This window comes from Streptomyces sp. NPDC026538 (assembly GCF_055567535.1).
Genome location: NZ_JBVHQG010000007.1, coordinates 587733 through 606699, shown reverse-complemented (window position 1 = coordinate 606699; position 18967 = coordinate 587733). Strand labels below are relative to the sequence as shown.

Here is an 18967-nt window from a genome sequence, read left to right as displayed (position 1 = left end):
CCTATCTGCATGAGCAGGGTGTGGCGAGGTTCGTGGAGGTCGGGCCGGACGCCGCGTTGACGGCCGTAGGACCGGACTGTCTGCCGGCCGACGCGCCTGCGGTGTTCGTGCCGTTGCTGCGTCGCGGGCAGCCCGAAGTCCGTTCGGTGGCTTCCGGGTTGGCCCGGTTCCATACGCATGGCGGTGGTGTCGACTGGGCGTCGTACCTGCCGGCCGCGGACCGGGTCGACCTGCCCACCTACGCCTTCCAGCACCGCCGCTACTGGCTGGACAGTGCCGAACCACCGCACCGGAACGGGTATCCGCTGCTGGACGCGACCGTGGAGTTCGCCGAGGAGGACGGCTTCCTGTTGTCCGGGCGGCTGGCCACCCGGGCACAACCCTGGCTGGGGGAGCACACCGTGCTCGGCGCGACCGTCGTGCCCGGCAGTGTGTTCGCCGAACTGGCCCTGCACGCCGCCACGGAGACCGGCGCCGGCGAGGTCGCCGAACTCACCCTCCAGGCGCCGTTGGTGCTGCCCGAGGACGGTGCGGTCGAGGTGCAGATGAGGGTCGGTGCGCGGGACGCGGCGGGAGAGCGGCCGCTGACCGTGCACGCCCGCCCGGCCGAGGACGGCACCCCGTGGACCTGCTACGCCCGTGCCGTACTCGGCCCGGTGTCGGCGGAGCCTCAGGGGGCGCCGGCTGCCTGGCCGCCGCCGGACGCCGTCGCGCTGGACGTCGGTTCGGCCTACGCCGAGTTCGCCGCCACCGGGCTGGAGTACGGCCCCGCGTTCCAGGGCCTGCGCGCGGCCTGGCGGAGCGGTGACGAGATCCTCGCCGAAATCGAGCTGCCCGATCTGACCGACACCGGCCGGTACGGGCTGCACCCGGCTCTGCTGGACGCATCGCTGCACGCCTTGCGCTACCTCCACGAGGACGAGGGCGACCGTACCTTGCTGCCGTTCGCCTGGAACGGGATCGCGCTGCGCCGCACCGGAGCGTCCGCGCTGCGGGTGCGGATCTCCCCGGTCGCCGCCGAGGCGGCCCGGATCGAACTGGCCGACGCGTCGGGCGCCCCGGTCGGGATCGTCGAGTCCCTCGCGGTCCGGCCGATCTCGGCCGAACAACTCGGCCACCATGAGTCGCTGTACGCCGAGGAGCTGGTGCCCGCCGCCCGGCTCGGCGGCCCGGCACCGACCGTGCTGGACTGCGCCGAGCTGGCCGAACTGCCCGACGGGGAACCGCCCGAGGTGGTGGTGCTCGCGGTCGGGACCGAGGCCGATCCGGTGGCCGCGGCCGGCTGGGCGCTGGGCGCGGTGCGTACCTGGCTGGCCGAGGACCGATTCGCCGGCACCCGGCTGGCGCTGCGGACCCGGAACGCCCGAACCGATCCGGCCGCCGCCGCGGTCTGGGGGCTGCTGCGGTCGGTGCAGCAGGAGCACCCGGACCGGTTCCTGCTGGCCGACTTCGAGGACGCCGACGGGACAGACCGCAGCGCGGCCACGCCGGGCACCGACGGCGGCGCGGCCACGGACGGCTCTTCGGCCACCGCGGGCACCGACGGCGCCGGGATTCCCGCTGCCGCGTGGAACGTGCCCGGCGGGCAGCTGGTGGTGCGCGACGGCACGGTGTTCGTGCCACGGCTCTCCCATGTCCCGCTGTCCAGGATCACCGACCGGGACGGCGCCGCGTGGGATCCGGGCGGCCCGGTCCTGATCACCGGGGGGCTGGGCGCACTCGGTGCGGACCTCGCCCGTCATCTGGCCGGCGACCGCGGAGTGCGTGAGCTGGTGCTCACCGGCCGTCGGGGCCCGGACACCCCGGGCGCGGCCGAACTGGCCGCCGAGCTCCGGGAACTGGGCGCGAAGGTGGCGGTGGTGGCGTGTGACGTGGCCGAGCGGGAGGCGGTGGCCGCGTTGCTGGCCGAGCATCCGGTGACGGCTGTGGTGCATGCCGCCGGGGTGGTGGACGACGGTCTGGTCACCGGGCTCACCGAGGAGCGGCTGCGGGCGGTGCTGGCGCCGAAGGTGCTGGGCGCGCGGTGGCTGGACGAGCTGACCCGCGACCGTGAGCTGACCGACTTCGTGCTGTTCTCCTCCGCCGCCGGGGTGCTCGGCGCCGCCGGGCAGAGCGCCTACTCGGCGGCCAACGCCGCACTGGACGCGCTGGCCAGGGCCAGGCACACCGCCGGGCTGCCGGCCACCTCACTGGCCTGGGGGCTGTGGGAGCAGCGCAGCGGGATCACCGGCGAACTGTCCGATGCCGACCTGGCTCGTATCGCCCGCGCCGGGCTGCGGCCGCTGACCACCGCCGAGGCGCTCGAACTGTTCGACCTCGCGCGAGCCGTCGACGAACCGGTACTCGCCCCGATGCGCCTGGACCGCACGGCCCTGCGGACAGGCGGCCCGGTCCCGGCGGTCCTGCGCGGCCTGGTCCGGGAGCCGTCCACCACGATCGCCGCAACGGCCGCCGACGCTCGCTCCGCACCCGCCGCCGCGCCGGCCACGTTGTCCGGACCCGACCGGGAGAAGGCGCTCCTGGAGCTGGTCCGCGCCGAAGCGGCCAGGGTGCTGGCCTACGACTCACCGGCCGCCGTGGCCGAGCACCGCACCTTCGCCGAACTCGGCGTCGACTCGCTGGCCGCCGTGGAACTGCGCAACCGGCTGTCCGGGACCACCGGCATCCGGCTGCCCGCCGCGGTGGTGTTCGAGTACGCCACCCCGGTCGCACTGGCCGCGCACCTGCACACCTCCATGCCCGCGGCCGACGGCGCAGCGACCGGCTCGCCGCTCGCCGGACTCGACCAGCTCGAAGAAGCACTGGCCGATGCCGATCCCGGCGCCGTGGACCAGGCGAGGCTGCGCATGCGGCTCACCGCGCTGCTCGCCAAGTACGGCGGCGAGGAGCAGTCCGGCGCCGCACCGGAGCACGACCTGTCGTCGGCCTCCGACGACGAACTGTTCGGCCTCGTCGACGGCCTCGGCGCCGACCAAGGGTGAGGAAGGGAACCGCGTGGCTAACGAGGACAAGCTCCGGGACTATCTCCGGCGTGCGCTGAGCGAGGCGCAGAGTGCGCAGCGCAGGCTCGCCGAGATCGAACAGGCCCGGCGCGAGCCCATCGCGATCGTCGGCATGGCCTGCCGCTACCCCGGTGGCGTCGGCACCCCCGAGCAACTGTGGGAGATGCTGGCCGCCGGGCGGGACGGGATCTCCGGGTTCCCCGCCGACCGCGGCTGGGACCTGGCCGGACTGCCGGTCGGGCTCGGCGGGTTCGTCGCCGACGCCGGCGACTTCGACCCCGGGTTCTTCGGGATCTCGCCGCGCGAGGCGCTCGCCATGGACCCGCAGCAGCGGCTGCTCCTGGAGACCTCCTGGGAGGCGTTCGAACGCGCCGGGATCGACCCGCTCGCCGCACGTGGCAGCCGCACCGGTGTCTTCGCCGGCGTGATGTACCACGACTACGCGACACTGATGGACAGCGTGCCCGAGGAACTGGAAGGTTTCATCGGCAACGGGAACGCCGCCAGCATCGCCACCGGCCGGGTCGCCTACACCTTCGGATTCGAAGGCCCCGCCGTCACCGTGGACACCGCCTGCTCCTCCTCCCTGGTCACCCTGCACCTGGCGGTGCAGTCGCTGCGCTCGGGAGAGACGACCCTTGCCCTGGCCGGCGGCGTGACCATCATGTCCACCCCGGGCACCTACGTGGAGTTCGAGCGGCTCGGCGGACTGGCCGGTGACGGCCGGTGCAAGGCGTTCTCCGCAGACGCCGACGGCACCGGCTGGTCCGAGGGCGTCGGCATGCTGCTGCTGGAGCGGCTTTCCGACGCACAGCGCAACAACCACCCGGTTCTCGCCGTCATCCGAGGCTCCGCCGTCAACCAGGACGGGGCGTCCAACGGGCTCACCGCCCCCAACGGCCAGGCACAGCGCCGGGTCATCGTCGAGGCGCTGACCAACGCGGCACTGTCCCCGGGGGACGTCGACGCGGTGGAGGCGCACGGCACCGGCACCTCGCTGGGCGACCCGGTGGAGGCACAGGCCCTGCACGGCGTCTACGGCGCCGATCGCGAGCGGCCGTTGTGGCTGGGGTCGGTGAAGTCGAACATCGGGCACACGCAGGCCGCCGCGGGTGTAGCCGGCGTGATCAAGGTGGTCGAGGCGATACGCCACGGGGTGCTGCCCCGCACCCTGCACGTCGACACCCCGACCCCGCACGTCGACTGGGCCGGCGGCCCGCTGGAACTCCTCGCTGAATCACGTCCCTGGCCGGAGACCGAGGTGCGGCGGGCGGCGGTGTCGGCGTTCGGGGTGAGCGGGACCAACGCGCACGTGATCATCGAGCAGGCGCCGGCCGGCGAGCCGACAGCTGTTCCGGAACCGGTGTTGCCGGTGCCGGTGCTGGTGTCCGGGCGGAGTGCTGAGGCGTTGCGGGGGCAGGCGGCTCGGTTGCGTGCGTACCTGCTCGCCGAGCCGGGCGTCGGTGTCGCGGAGGTGGCGCGTGCGGCGGCGCTGTCCCGGGCCGCTCTGGAGCATCGCGGTGCGGTGGTGGCCGCGGACCGAGAGGAACTGCTCGCCGGGCTCACGGAGTTGGCCGACGGGACCGTTTCCGGTGTTGCCGGACATGGGGGCGGCACCGGTTTCCTGTTCTCGGGGCAGGGGTCGCAGTGGTCGGGAATGGGTGGGGAGCTGGCTGAGAGGTATCCGGTGTTCGCGGAGTCCTTCGCGGATATTTGTGGGCGGCTGGGGTCGGTGTTGGGGTTGCCGGTGCGGGAGGTGGTTCTCGATGGCGGTGATCGGCTGGATGAGACGTTGTTCGCGCAGTGTGGGTTGTTCGCGGTCGAGGTCTCGTTGTTCCGGTTGTTGGAGTCGTTCGGTGTGGTGCCGGACTTTGTGGTGGGGCATTCGGTGGGTGAGGTGGCGGCTGCTCATGTGGCGGGGGTGTTGTCGCTGGATGATGCGGTCACTTTGGTGTGTGCGCGTGCCGGGTTGATGCAGGAGTTGCCGGCGGGTGGGGCGATGCTCGCGGTCAATGCCACGGAGGCGGAGGTCGCGGAGGTCCTGTCTGGCGAGGTCGGTATCGCGGCGGTCAACGGGGTTCGTTCTGTGGTGGTTTCCGGTGTCGAGTCGGCGGTGGCGGCGGTCGCGGACGTGGCGGGGGAGCGGGGCTGGCGGCATACGCGGCTGCGGGTGAGTCACGCGTTTCATTCGCCGTTGATGGAGCCGGTGTTGGAGCGGTTCCGTGAGGCGATCGCCGGTGTCACCTTCGCCGCTCCGGGTGTCCCCTTCGTGTCCACGGTGGATGTCGGTACGGCGCCGGTGGGCGTCGATTACTGGGTGCGCAATGTCCGCGACACGGTCCGGTTCGCCGATGCGGTTGCCTATCTGCATGAGCAGGGTGTGGCGAGGTTCGTGGAGGTCGGGCCGGACGCCGCGTTGACGGCCGTAGGACCGGACTGTCTGCCGGCCGACGCGACGGCGGTGTTCGTGCCGTTGCTGCGTCGCGGGCAGCCCGAAGTCCGTTCGGTGGCTTCCGGGTTGGCCCGGTTCCATACGCATGGCGGTGGTGTCGACTGGGCGTCGTACCTGCCGGCCGCGGACCGGGTCGACCTGCCCACCTACGCCTTCCAGCGCCGTCGCTACTGGCTGGAGTCGGCCCCCGGAGGCAACCTCGCCGCCTCGGGACTGCTCCCGGCCGGTAACCCGCTGCTCGGTGCGGCCACCGCGCTGGCCGGGTCGGACGCGTATCTGCTCACCGGCCGGCTCTCGGTGGTGTCCCAGCCCTGGCTGGCCGACCACCGTGTCAATGGTGCGATCGTGCTGGCCGGCGCGGCGTTCGTGGAGCTGGCGGTGCAGGCCGCCGACCGTGTCGGTTGCGACCGGGTCGAGGAACTCGTGCTGCGGGCACCGCTGGTGCTGACCGACACGGGTGCGGTCCGGCTGCAACTGACCGTCCGCGAGGCCCAGGACTCCGGCCGTCGCGCCGTGGAGATCTACTCTCTGGCCGAGGACGCGTCCGAGGACGAGCCGTGGACGCTGCACGCCACCGGGACCCTCGCCGTCGGCCCGCACGAACCCATCGGCGCCGAGGAGTACTGGCCGCCGACGGACGCCACCCCGGTGGCCGTGGACGCCGTCTACGCCGATCTCGCCGCTCGGGGCCTCGGCTACGGACCGGCGTTCCAGGGGCTGCGCGCGGCCTGGCGGCGCGGTGACGAGATCTTCGCCGACATCGCCCTGCCCGACGAACTCCGGGACCGGGCCCGGGGTTTCGGGCTTCATCCCGCGCTGCTGGACGCGGCCCTGCACGCGCTCGCGCTCACCGACGACACGGGCACCGCGCGGCTGCCGTTCTCCTGGTCCGGCGTCCGGCTGCACGCCGCCGGAGCGGCCGCCGTGCGGGCGCGGCTCGCACCCACCGGTGCGGGCGCCCTCGCGCTGGACCTGTTCGACGGCGCCGGAGCTCCGGTTGCCTCCGTAGAGTCGCTGGCTCTGCGAGCCGCCGCCGGAGAGGGGGCGAGCCGGGTGCCCCGGGACTCGCTGTTCCGGCTGGACTGGGACACCGTCCCGGCCCCCGCCGAACCGGCCGGCGGACGGTGGTCGGCGCTGGGGGCGCTGCCCGAGTCCCTGGCCGCCGACCTGCGGGCCACCGGGGTCGACCTCGGAGGTTACGGGGCCGCCGACCTCACCGTGCTGGCCGTCCCGGTGGGGGAGCCCGTCGAGGCGGTCACCGCCACCGTGCTGCGGCAGGTGCAGGACTGGCTGGCCGACAGCGCGGCGTCCGCCCGGCTGCTCGTGGTCACCACCGGCGCGGTAGCCACCGAACCCGCCGACGCCCCGGCCGATCCGGGAGGTGCGGCGGTGTGGGGGCTGCTGCGTGCCGCGCAGGCCGAACAGCCCGAGCGGATCGTGCTGGCCGATCTCGACGACACCGCCGGCTCCCGTCGCGCCCTGGCCGCCGTACCGGCCACCGGCCAGCCCCAACTCGCGCTGCGCGGCGGCCTGTTACACGCTCCCCGGCTGGTCAGGCCCGAACTGGTGCCGCCCGTGGAACCACACTGGCGGCTGGCCGTCACCCGCCCGGGCACCCTGGACGACCTCGCGCTGGTGCCCGCCCCGGCCGCGGCGGCCCCCCTGCGGCCGGGCCAGGTGCGTATCGCCGTGCGGGCCGCCGGGCTGAACTTCCGGGATGTGCTCATCGCTCTGGGCATGTACCCCGGTGAGGCGGCCCTCGGCGGCGAGGGCGCCGGCGTGGTCACCGAGGTCGCCGACGACGTCACCGACCTTGCCCCGGGCACTCGGGTCACCGGCCTCTTCGGCGACGCGTTCGCCCCGGTCGCGGTGGCCGAGCGGGCGGCCGTGGCCCCGATTCCTGACGGTTGGACGTTCGAGCAGGCCGCCGCCATGCCGATCGCACACCTCACCGCCCGGCTCGGTCTGGTAGAACTCGCCGGACTGCGGGCCGGGGAGAAGGTGCTGATCCACTCCGCGGCCGGTGGTGTCGGCATGGCCGCCGTACAACTGGCCCGGCACCTCGGCGCCGAGGTCTACGGCACCGCGAGCGAGGGCAAGTGGCAGGTGCTGCGCGACCTCGGCCTGGACGACGCGCACATCGCCTCCTCGCGGGACACCGGCTTCGCCGCGCGGTTCGGCCCGGTGGACGTCGTGCTGAACTCGCTGTCCGGTGAGTTCGTCGACGCCTCGGCGGGTCTGCTGCGCCCCGGCGGGCGGTTCCTGGAAATGGGCAAGACCGACCTGCGTGACCCGGCCGGCTTCCCGGACATCGACTATCTGCCGTACGACCTGATGCAGTTGCCGCCGCGGGAGATGCAGCGGTTGCTGGTCGCGGTGCTGGAGCTGTTCGCCGCGGGGGCGCTGACCGTACCGCCGCCGTCCGTGTGGCCGGTCTCCCGGGCCGTCGACGCGTTCCGGCACCTCAGCCAGGCCCGGCACACCGGCAAACTGGTGCTCACCCTGCCCTGCCGGCTCGACCCGCAGGGCACCGTCCTGATCACCGGCGGCACCGGCACCCTAGGCGGGCTGGTCGCCCGGCATCTGGTGCGCGCGCACGGGGTACGGCACCTGCTGCTGACCAGCCGCCGTGGCAGTGCCTCCGCACTGGAGACCGAGCTCACCGAACTCGGCGCCGACGTGCGCGTGGTGGCCTGCGATGCCGCCGAACGGGACGCGCTGGCCGCGTTGCTGGCCGACATACCGGCCGAACATCCGCTGACCGCCGTGGTGCACGCGGCCGGGGTCTCCGACGACGGGTTGTTCACCGCGCTCACCCCGGAGCGGCTGACCGCGACGCTGCGGCCCAAGGTGGCCGCCGCACAGCACCTGGACGAGCTCACCCGCGACCTGGACCTGGCCGCGTTCGTGCTGTTCTCCTCGGCCACCGGCACCCTCGGCGGTCCCGGCCAGGCCAACTACGCGGCGGCCAACGCCTGCCTGGACGCACTGGCCGCCCGGCGGCGCGTTGCCGGGCGGCCCGCCCAGTCGCTGGCCTGGGGGCTCTGGGCCCCGCCGAGCGGCATCACCGGCGACCTCTCTGCCGCGGACCTGGCCCGGATGGCCCGCGCCGGAGTGCAGGCGTTCTCCGTCGAGGAGGGGCTGGCGCTGTTCGACACGGCGCTGGCGGTCGACGAACCGGTGCTGCTGCCGGCCAAGGTCCGGTTGCACACCGCCGACCCGGCGCTGCTGCCACCCCTGCTGCGCGGCCTGGTACGCGGCCCGCGACGTCGTACCGCCGCGCCGGCCGGGCCCGGTACGGCCACCCGGACCGACCGGCTCACCGCCGAGGAACTGCTGACCCTGGTGCGCGCCGAGACCGCCGCCGTCCTCGGCCATGCCGACGCCGGCTCCGTCGACCCGCAGGCGGAGTTCCGTGCACTCGGCGTGGACTCGCTGGCCGCGGTGGAACTGCGCAACCGGCTCACCGCGGCCACCGGCACCACCCTGCCCGCGACCCTGGTGTTCGACTACCCGACCCCCGCCGCGGTCGCCGGCCACCTGCGCCAGGACGCGCCCGAGGACAAGGCCGCGCGGCCTCCGGCGGGGGCCGGCGTCGACACCGACGAGCCCATCGCGATCGTCGGCATGGCCTGCCGGTTCCCGTCTCAGATCCGGTCCCCGGAACAGCTGTGGCGGTTCCTGCTCGACGGCGGTGACGGCATCACCGAGTTCCCCGCCGACCGCGGCTGGGACCTGGACTCGCTGTTCGACGCCGACCCCGACCGGCCGGGCACCTCCTACACCCGGCACGGCGGATTCCTGCGCGCCGCCGCCGACTTCGACGCCGACTTCTTCGGCATCAATCCGCGCGAGGCGCTCGCCACCGACCCGCAGCAGCGGCTGCTCCTGGAGACCTCCTGGGAGACCTTCGAACACGCCGGGATCGACCCGGCCGCCGTGCGCGGCAGCCGGACCGGCGTGTACGTGGGCGTGATGCGCCAGGACTACGGCCCGATGCTGCACCACGCCGCCGAGGGCGTGGAGGGTTACCGGCTCACCGGCAGCGCGGCCAGCGTCGCCTCCGGCCGGCTCGCCTACGCGTTCGGTCTGGAGGGCCCCACCCTGACCGTGGACACCGCCTGCTCGTCCTCGCTGGTGGCACTGCACCTGGCCGCCCAGGCGCTGCGCCGCGGCGAGTGCGACCTGGCGCTGGCCGGCGGTGCCACGGTGATGGCCACCCCCGGGCTGTTCGTGGAGTTCTCCCGGCAGCGCGGCCTGGCCGCCGACGGCCGCTGCAAGTCGTTCGCGGCCGACGCCGACGGCACCTCTTGGTCGGAGGGCGCCGGGATGCTGCTCGTGGAGCGGCTCTCCGACGCGCGCGCCGCCGGGCACCCGGTGCTGGCCGTGGTGCGCGGCTCCGCGGTCAACTCCGACGGGGCCTCCAACGGGCTCACCGCACCCAACGGCCCGTCCCAGCAGCGGGTGATCCACGCCGCGCTGGCCACGGCCGGACTGTCCACCGGGGACGTCGACGCGGTGGAGGCGCACGGCACCGGCACCACCCTGGGCGACCCCATCGAGGCGCAGGCCCTGCTGGCCACCTACGGCCAGGGCCGGGACGGCGAGCCGCTGTGGCTCGGGTCGGTCAAGTCCAACATCGGGCACACCCAGGCCGCCTCCGGTGTCGCCGGGATCATCAAGATGGTCCTGGCCCTGCGGGAAGGGCTGCTGCCCCGCACCCTGCACGTCGGTGCACCCAGCCCGCACGTGGACTGGGCCTCCGGCGCGGTCTCCCTGCTCACCGAGGCACGGCCCTGGCCGGAGACCGGCCGGCCCCGCCGCGCCGCGGTGTCCTCGTTCGGCGTCAGCGGCACCAACGCGCACATCGTCATCGAACAGGCGCCGGCCGAGGCACCGCCGCGGCCGCCGGCCCGCGCTCCGCTGCCGCTGCCGGTCGTGCTCTCCGCCCGCACCGGGGCGGCCCTGCGCGCACAGGCGGCCCGGCTGCTGACCCACCTCCGCGACCACCCGGATGTCGAACCGGCCGCGTTGGCGCACTCGCTGCTGACCACCCGCGCCGCGCACCCGCACCGGGCGGCGGTGCTGACCGGTCCCCACGCCGGGGATCGGCATCCGGGGCCGGCCGGTCCCCGTCCCGGACTGACCGCCCTCGCCGACGGCACCCCCGACGCCGACGTGGTCACCGGCTTCGCCGCGGACGCCGGGAAACTGGCCTTCCTGTTCCCCGGCCAGGGTTCCCAGCGCCTCGGGGCCGGCCGTGACTTGGCCGCCGGGTTCCCCGCCTACGCCGAGGCGTTCGACGCGGTGTGCGCCGAACTCGACCGGCAACTGCCCCGGCCGCTGCGCGAGGTGCTGTTCGCCGCCGAGGGCAGCCCCGAGGCCGCCCTCCTCGACCGCACCGACTTCACCCAGGCCGCGCTGTTCGCCGTGGAGGTCGCCCTGGTCCGGCTCATGGAGAGCTGGGGGCTGCGCCCGGACCTGGTGGCCGGCCACTCCGTCGGCGAGATCGTCGCCGCACACATCGCCGGGGCGCTCACCCTCCCCGACGCCGCCAGGTTGGTCACCGCTCGCGGCAGGCTGATGGCGGCGGCCACGACGGGCGGCGCGATGGTCGCCGTCCAGGCCACCGAGGCCGAACTCGCCCCGCTGCTGGCCCAGTACGCCGGCCTGGTACGGCTGGCCGCCGTCAACGGCCCGCATGCGGTGGTGGTGTCCGGCGACGCCGACGCGGTCGCCGGGATCGGCGCGCACTGGCGTGAACGCGGCCGCCGTACCCGGCAGTTGCGGGTCGGCATGGCCCCGCACTCACCGCACGTGGACGGCATCCTGGCCGAGTACCGGGAGATCGTCACCGGCATCCCGTTCAGCGCGCCACGCCTGCCGGTCGTGTCCACGGTGACCGGGGCACCGCTGTCCGAGCGGGAGATCACCGACCCGGAGCACTGGGTGGCCAACGTCCGGGACAGCGTGCGGTTCCTGCCCGCGGTACGCGCCCTGGCCGAGGCGGGGGCCACCGCGTTCGTCGAGATCGGCCCGGCCGCCGCGCTGACCGCCATGACCCGCGACTGCCTGACCGCGACCGAGCCCGCCGCAGGGTCTGTCGACGAGCGCGCAGGGTCTGCCAACCAGCCCGACGCCGGGTCCGCCGACGAGCGCGCCGCAGAGTCTGTCGACGAGCCCACCGCCGGGCCGGTCGTGCTGCCCACCCTGCGCGACGGCCGGGACGAGATCCCGGCCCTGCTGGACGCCCTGACCCGGCTGCACGTGCACGGCATCTCCGCCGACTGGGCCGCGGTCACCGAGGGCCGCGCGCCGGCGCCGGTTCCGCTGCCCACCTACCCGTTCCAGCACCGCCGGTTCTGGATGACCGGCGAGACCGCCGCCGACGCCGGCGCGGCCGGTCTCGGCACGATCGGGCACCCGCTGCTCGGCGCGGCCGTCACGCTCGCGGACGGGGCCGGGACGCTGTTCACCGGGAGGCTCTCCACCAGCGCCCAGCCCTGGCTTGCCGACCATGTGGTGGCCGGCCGGACCGTGCTGCCCGGCACCGCGTACGTCGACCTCGTAGCCCGCGCCGGGGACGAAGTCGGCTGCGACCGGATCACCGAACTCACCCTGGACGCACCACTGGTCCTGCCCGAGCGGGGCAGCGCCGCACTCCAGCTGGTGCTCGGCACGCCCGACGAGCGGGGCCGCCGTACGGTGAACCTGTATTCCCGGGCCGAGGTCGGCACCGCCGACGAGCCGTGGACCCGACACGCCACCGGCACCGTCGAACCGGCGGACGACAGCGCGCCACCGTTGGGCGAGTGGCCCCCGGCCGAGTCCGAGTGGGGCGAGCCCGGCGGGCTGTATGAGCTGCTGGCCGACCGGGGCCTGGCCTACGGACCGGTGTTCCAGGGTCTGCGCCGGGTCTGGCGGCACGGCGAGGAGCTGTACGCCGAGGTAGCTCTGCCCGCGCAGGCCGAGGCCGCCGGCTTCGGTGTGCACCCGGCGCTGCTGGACGCCGCGTTGCACGCGCTGGCCACCGACCCGGAAGCGACCACGGCCGCCCTGCCGTTCGCCTGGACCGGCGTGACCGTCCGGCAGCCCGGCGCCGACACGCTGCGGGTGCGGCTCACCCCGGCCGACGGCGGCTTCGCCATCGCCGCGTACGACGGCCACGGCGCCCCGGTCCTCACCGTGGACAGCCTCGCGCTGCGCCCGGTACCCGCCGGACTGAGCGCCCCGGACTCCGGGACCGAGGCACTGCACGGGGTCGACTGGACGCCGGTGCGCACCACCGCGGCGGACCCCGCGCCCGGCACCGAGTCCCCCAATGCCATCGAGCTCGGCGCCGACCTCGACCTCACCGCGGTGACCGACCCCGAAGAGTGGCTGCTCGCCGCGTTGCCCGCCGCCACGGACGACCCGGCCGGTATCGCCACCGCCACCCACCGCGTCCTGGCCCTGCTGCGCACGTTCCTGACCGAGGAACGGTTCGCCGGTACCACGCTCGCCCTGCGCACCACCGGAGCCGTCGACGGCACCGACCTGGGCGCCGCCGCCGTCTGGGGCCTGGCCCGCTCCGCCCAGTCGGAGAACCCGGGCCGGATCGTGCTCCTCGACAGCGACGGCAGCCTGCCCGACCTCGTTGCCCTGGCCACCGGGGAGCCCCAACTGGCCGTCCGGGACGGCGTGGTGCGGGTACCCCGGCTGGTCCGCGCCGACGCCGGTGAGCCCGCCGTATGGCACCCGGAGGGCACGGTGCTGATCACCGGCGGTACCGGCGCCCTCGGCTCGGTGCTGGCCCGGCACCTGGCCGCCGAGCACGGCGTACGGCACCTGCTGCTCACCGGCCGCCGTGGCCCCGACGCCCCGGGCGCCGCCCGACTGGCCGCCGATCTCGCCGAACTCGGCGCCACCGCCCAGGTGGTGGCCTGCGACGTCGCCGACCGGGACGCGCTGGCCGCGCTGCTGGCCGGTGTCCCCGACGCGCACCCGCTGACCGCCGTGGTGCACGCCGCCGGTGTGCTGGACGACGGGATGCTCGCCGCGCAGACCCCGGAGCGCATCGACCGGGTGCTGCGGCCCAAGGCGGCCGCCGCCCTGCACCTGGACGAGCTGACCCGCGACCTGGACCTGGCCGCGTTCGTGCTGTTCTCCTCGGCCGCCGGGATCCTGGGCAGTCCCGGGCAGAGCAACTACGCCGCCGCCAACGCCGTCCTGGACGGCCTCGCCGCCCGCCGCCGTGCGGCCGGCCTGCCCGCGGTCTCGCTGGCCTGGGGCCTGTGGGCCGGAGGCATGGGCGACACGGCGGACGGCACCGCCCGGCAGCGCATCGAACGCCTCGGGGTGGTGCCGCTCGAACCGGCCGAGGGCATGCGGCTGTTCGACGCCGCAGTACCCGGCGAGAACGCCCTGGCCGTCCCCGTCCGGCTGAACCTGGCCGCGCTCCGCGAGCAGGCCCGCACCGTCCCGCCGGCCCCGGTGCTGCGCGGCCTGGTCCGGGTCCCGGCGCGCCGCGCCACCGGCACCGGCGCGCTCCGGGCGGCGTTCGCCGGGCTCGACGAGGCCGCCCGCGGCCGGCTGGTGCACGACACCGTACGCAACGCGGTCGCCGCCACCCTCGGCCACGGCAACGCGGCCGACCTGGGCGACCGGCGGGCCTTCACCGACCTCGGCTTCGACTCGTTGACCTCGGTGGAACTGCGCAACCGGCTGGCCACCGGCACCGGCCTCACGCTGCCCGCCACCCTCGCCTTCGACCACCCGAGCATCGCGGCCACCGCCGCCTACCTGCTGCGCAGGCTCACCACGGCCGCCGCCCCGGCGCCCGCCGCACCCCGCCGCACCGGGACGACAGACGAACCGATCGCCATCATCGGCATGGCCTGCCGCTACCCCGGCGGAGTGCGCTCCCCGGAGGACCTGTGGCGACTGGTGACCGCGGACGGCGACGGCATCTCGCCGTTCCCCACCGACCGCGGCTGGAACACCGAACAGCTCTACGACCCCGACCCCGACCGCGCCGGGCGCACCTATCTCACCAAGGGCGGATTCCTGCACGACGCGGCCGAGTTCGACGCCGGCCTGTTCGGCATCTCCCCGCGCGAGGCCCTCGCCATGGATCCGCAGCAGCGTCTGCTCCTGGAGACCTCCTGGGAGGCACTGGAACGCACCGGCATCGACCCGATGTCCCTGCGGGACACCGACACCGGCGTGTTCGTCGGCGTCATGTACCACGACTACGCCACCCGGCTCCCCAGCACCCCGCAGGACGTCGAGGGCTACCTCGGCGCGGGCACCGCGGGCAGCGTCGCCTCCGGCCGGGTCGCCTACACCTTCGGCCTGCAGGGTCCCGCGGTCACCGTCGACACCGCCTGCTCCTCCTCGCTGGTCACCCTGCACCTGGCGGCGCAGGCGCTGCGCGCGGGGGAGTGTTCCCTGGCGCTGGCCGGCGGCGCGACCGTGATGTCCACCCCCGGCACCTTCATCGAGTTCTCCCGGCAGCGCGGACTGGCCGCCGACGGCCGGGTGAAGGCGTTCTCCGCCGACGCGGACGGCACCGTCTGGTCCGAGGGCGTCGGCCTGCTGGTGGTGGAACGGCTCTCCGACGCCCGCCGCAACGGCCACCGCGTCCTCGGTGTGCTGCGCGGCTCGGCGGTCAACCAGGACGGCGCGTCCAACGGGCTCACCGCCCCCAACGGCCCTTCGCAGGAACGGGTCATCCGCACCGCGCTCGCCGCGGCCCGGCTGTCCCCCGCGGACGTGGACCTGGTCGAGGCGCACGGCACCGGCACCGCCCTGGGCGACCCGATCGAGGCCCAGGCGCTGCTGGAGACCTACGGCGCCGACCGCGAACAGCCCCTGTGGCTCGGGTCGGTCAAGTCGAACATCGGGCACACCCAGGCCGCCGCCGGAGTCGCCGGTGTGATCAAGGTCGTCCAGGCGATGCACCACGGGGTGCTGCCGCGCACCCTGCACATCGGCGAACCGACCTCGCACGTGGACTGGTCGGCCGGCGCGGTACGGCTGCTCACCGAGGCACGGCCCTGGCCGGAACGGGAGGGGCCGCGACGTGCGGCGGTGTCCTCGTTCGGGATCAGCGGCACCAACGCCCACGTGATCATCGAACAGGGCCCGGAGGTTCCGGCCCCGCAGCCGGCGCCCCGGCGGCCGGTGCCGGTGCCGCTGTCCGGCGACACCGAGGCCGCACTGCGCGCCCAGGCCGGCCGGCTGCGCACCTGGCTGGCCGCCGAACCGGACGCCGGAGTCGCCGAGTTGGCCGCCGCTCTGACCACCGGGCGCTCCGCTCTGACCCATCGTGCCGTGGTGGTCGCGGCCGACCGCGAGGACCTCCTCACCGGCCTGGCCGCCCTCGCCGCCGACGAGGAGACGCCCGGCCTGGTGCGCGGGGTCGCCGACGTCGCCGGCCGCACGGTGTTCGTGTTTCCGGGGCAGGGGGCGCAGTGGGCGGGGATGGCGGTGGAACTGCTGGACTCCTCGCCGGTGTTCGCGGAGCGGATGGCCGCATGCGCTTCGGCGCTCGGTGAGTTCGTGGACTGGTCGTTGCTGGGTGTGCTGCGGGGTGAGGCCGGTCAGCCGTCCCTGGAGCGGGTGGATGTCGTGCAGCCGGTGTCGTTCGCGGTGATGGTGTCGCTGGCCGCGTTGTGGCGGTCGTTCGGGGTGGAGCCGGATGCGGTGGTGGGGCATTCGCAGGGGGAGATCGCCGCCGCGTGTGTGGCGGGGGCGCTGTCCCTGCGCGACGCCGCGCTGGTGGTCTGCGCGCGGAGCGGGCTGATCGCCGAGGAACTGGCCGGACACGGCGGGATGGCGTCCGTGACGCTGCCCGCCGACGAGGTGACCGCCCTGCTGCCGCCGGGCGTGACGGTCGCCGCGGTCAACGGCTCCACCTCCACGGTGGTCTCCGGCGACCCGGCGGCCCTGGACCGGCTGCTGGCCCACTGCGAGGGGCGGGGCACCCGTGCCCGTCGTATCGCGGTGGACTACGCCTCCCACTCCCCGCAGGTCGAGCGGATCGAGACACGACTGGTCGAGGCGCTCGCGGAGGTCCGCCCGCGGGCGGCCGACGTGCCGATGTTCTCCACGGTCACCGCCGACTGGGCCGACCCGACCACGCTGGACGCGGGGTACTGGTACCGCAACCTCCGGCAGACCGTTCGATTCGAAGCAGCCGTGCGCGCCTTGGCCGAGCAGGGCCACCGTGGCTTCGTCGAGGTCAGCCCGCACCCCGTGCTGACGCCCGGCATCGACCAGACGCTGGACGAGGCGACCGTCGTGGGCACGCTGCGCCGCGACGAGGGCGGCCTCGACCGGTTCCTGCTCTCCGTGGCCGAGGCACAGGTGGCGGGGCTCCCGGTGCGGCTGGCCGCCGCCGTCGACGGCACCCGCCCCGCCCCGCCGGACCTGCCCACCTACGCCTTCCAACGACAGCGCTACTGGCTGACCGCCCCGGAGCACACCGGCCCCGACGCGGCGGACGGCACGTTCTGGGCGGCCGTCGACCCGGCCGACCCCAAGGCACTGGCCGACCTGCTCGGCGTGCCGGCCGAACCACTCGCCGAGGTCCTGCCCGCACTGGCCGCCTGGCGCGCCGCCCAGGAGACGACCGCCACCACCGACAGCCGGCGCTACACCGTGGGCTGGCGGCCCGCCAAGGCCACCGACGCGGTGCTGAGCGGCACCTGGCTGGTCCTCGGCCCGGACACACCGGCCCTGGCCGAGGAGTGCGCCGCCGCGCTCAGCCGTGCCGGGGCCGAGGCCCGCGTGGTCGACCTGGACACCGTCGCGGCCGAGGCCGGCACGGCGACCGGGGTGGTCTCGCTGCTCGGCCTGGCCGAAGGCCCGCACCCGGACCACCCCGCCGTACCCGCCGGACTGGCCACCTCTCTCGACCTGGTGCGCGCCCTGGCCGACACCGGCACCGCGCTGTGGCTGGTCACCTCCGGAGCGGTCGCCGCCACCCCGGCCGACCGGCTGCGCCACCCCGAGCAGGCCATGCTCTGGGGCCTGGGCCGCACCCTCGCACTGGAGCAGCCGAAGCTGTTCGGCGGCATCGTCGACCTGCCCGAGGATCCGGGGCGGGGACTCGACCGGCTGGCCGCGCTGCTGGGCGGCACCGAGGACCAGGCCGCCGTACGCGACACCGGGCTGCTGGTGCCGCGCCTCGCGCGCGCCCCGCTGGGCGGCCGCACCCCGGCCCGGCCGTGGCAGCCCACCGGCACCGTGCTGGTCACCGACGGCCTCGGCCCGATGGGGCTGCCGGTGGCCCGCTGGCTGGCCGCCAACGGCGCACAGGCGCTGGTCCTCACCACCGACGACCCGGCCGCCACCGCACCCGACGACCTCGGCGTCCCGGTCACCGTCAGCACCTGCGACCCGGCCGACGGGACCGCGCTCGCCGAACTGCTCGCCGCCGTCCCGGCGGACACCCCGCTGACCGCCGTGGTGCACACCGCGGGCACCCTGCGCTCCGGCCCGCTCGCCGGCACGGACCTCGCCGAGGTCGCCGCCACCCTCGACGCGAAGGTGCGCGGCGCGGCCAACCTGCACCGGCTCACCGGTGACTTGGACGCCTTCGTGCTCTTCTCCTCCGTCGCGGCCACCTGGGGCGGCAGCGAACAGGGCGCCTTCGCCGCGGCCAACGCCTATCTCGACGCGCTGGCGCAGCACCGGCAGGCCCGCGGGCTGCCCGCCACCTCCATCGCCTGGGGCCCGTGGGAAGGCGCCGGGTTCGGGGCGGCGGACGCCGGCACCGAGGCCCGGCGCCGAGAGGAACTGCGCCGCCGGGGCGTGCTGGCGCTGCCCGCGCAGGAGGCGCTCGCCGCGCTGGCCGACGCCGTGCGGCACGCCGACACCACCGTGACCGTCGCCGACGTGGACTGGGCCGGTTTCGCACCCGCGTTCACCGCCGCCCGGCCCAGCCCGCTGCTGGGCGACCTGCCCGAGGTACGGGACGCGCTCACCACCGGGACCGGTGAACCGGACGCCGCCGAGTCCCGGCTCGCCGACCGGCTGACCGCGCTGCCCGAGACCGACCAGCAGCGCGAACTCGTCGAGCTGGTACGACGGGAGGTGGCCGTCGTCCTCGGGCACAGCGACCCGGACGCGCTGCCCACCGGACGGCCGTTCACCGACCTCGGCTTCGACTCGCTGGCCGCGGTCAACCTGCGCAACCGGCTCGGCGCGGCCACCGGCGTACGGCTGTCGGCAAGCGCCGTGTTCGACCATCCGACCCCCGCCGGACTCGCCGACCACCTGCGCCGGCAGCTGGTGGTGCCGGCCGCGACCGCCGTCGGTTCCCTTGACGAGGAACTCGACCGGCTGGCCGGAGTGCTGGCCGAGGTGTCCGGCGAGGACGACCGGCGGCGGGCGCTGAACCGGCTGCAAGGACTGGTCGGGCGGCTGACCCCGCGCGCCGACGGCGGCCGCGAGTCGGTCACCGAGCAGCTCGGGACCGCCAGCGACGAAGAGATCTTCCGGTTCATCGACTCGGAGTTGAGCTGAT

Annotated in this window: 2 protein-coding genes and 2 pseudogenes; all 4 read left to right on the top strand. The window is 75.1% G+C overall.

Annotation, left to right across the window (positions count from 1 at the left end; all coding sequences use genetic code 11):
- The coding region (locus tag ACZ4N4_RS29410) for a type I polyketide synthase (protein WP_467594297.1) at positions 1-2981 on the top strand (2981 nt) is incomplete at its 5' end.
- Between the two features lie 52 nt (positions 2982-3033).
- Positions 3034-5532 (top strand): annotated as a pseudogene (locus ACZ4N4_RS29405) (type I polyketide synthase); the annotation flags it as partial.
- Positions 5509-6486: pseudogene (locus ACZ4N4_RS29400) on the top strand (polyketide synthase dehydratase domain-containing protein); the annotation flags it as partial. The pseudogenes ACZ4N4_RS29405 and ACZ4N4_RS29400, both read left to right, overlap by 24 nt.
- A 21-nt stretch (positions 6487-6507) precedes the next feature.
- Positions 6508-18966 carry a type I polyketide synthase gene (locus ACZ4N4_RS29395; RefSeq protein ID WP_467594364.1) on the top strand — a complete coding sequence of 4153 codons (12459 nt, stop codon included), beginning with the start codon at positions 6508-6510 and terminating at the stop codon, positions 18964-18966.
- Position 18967: the final 1 nt, after the last annotated feature.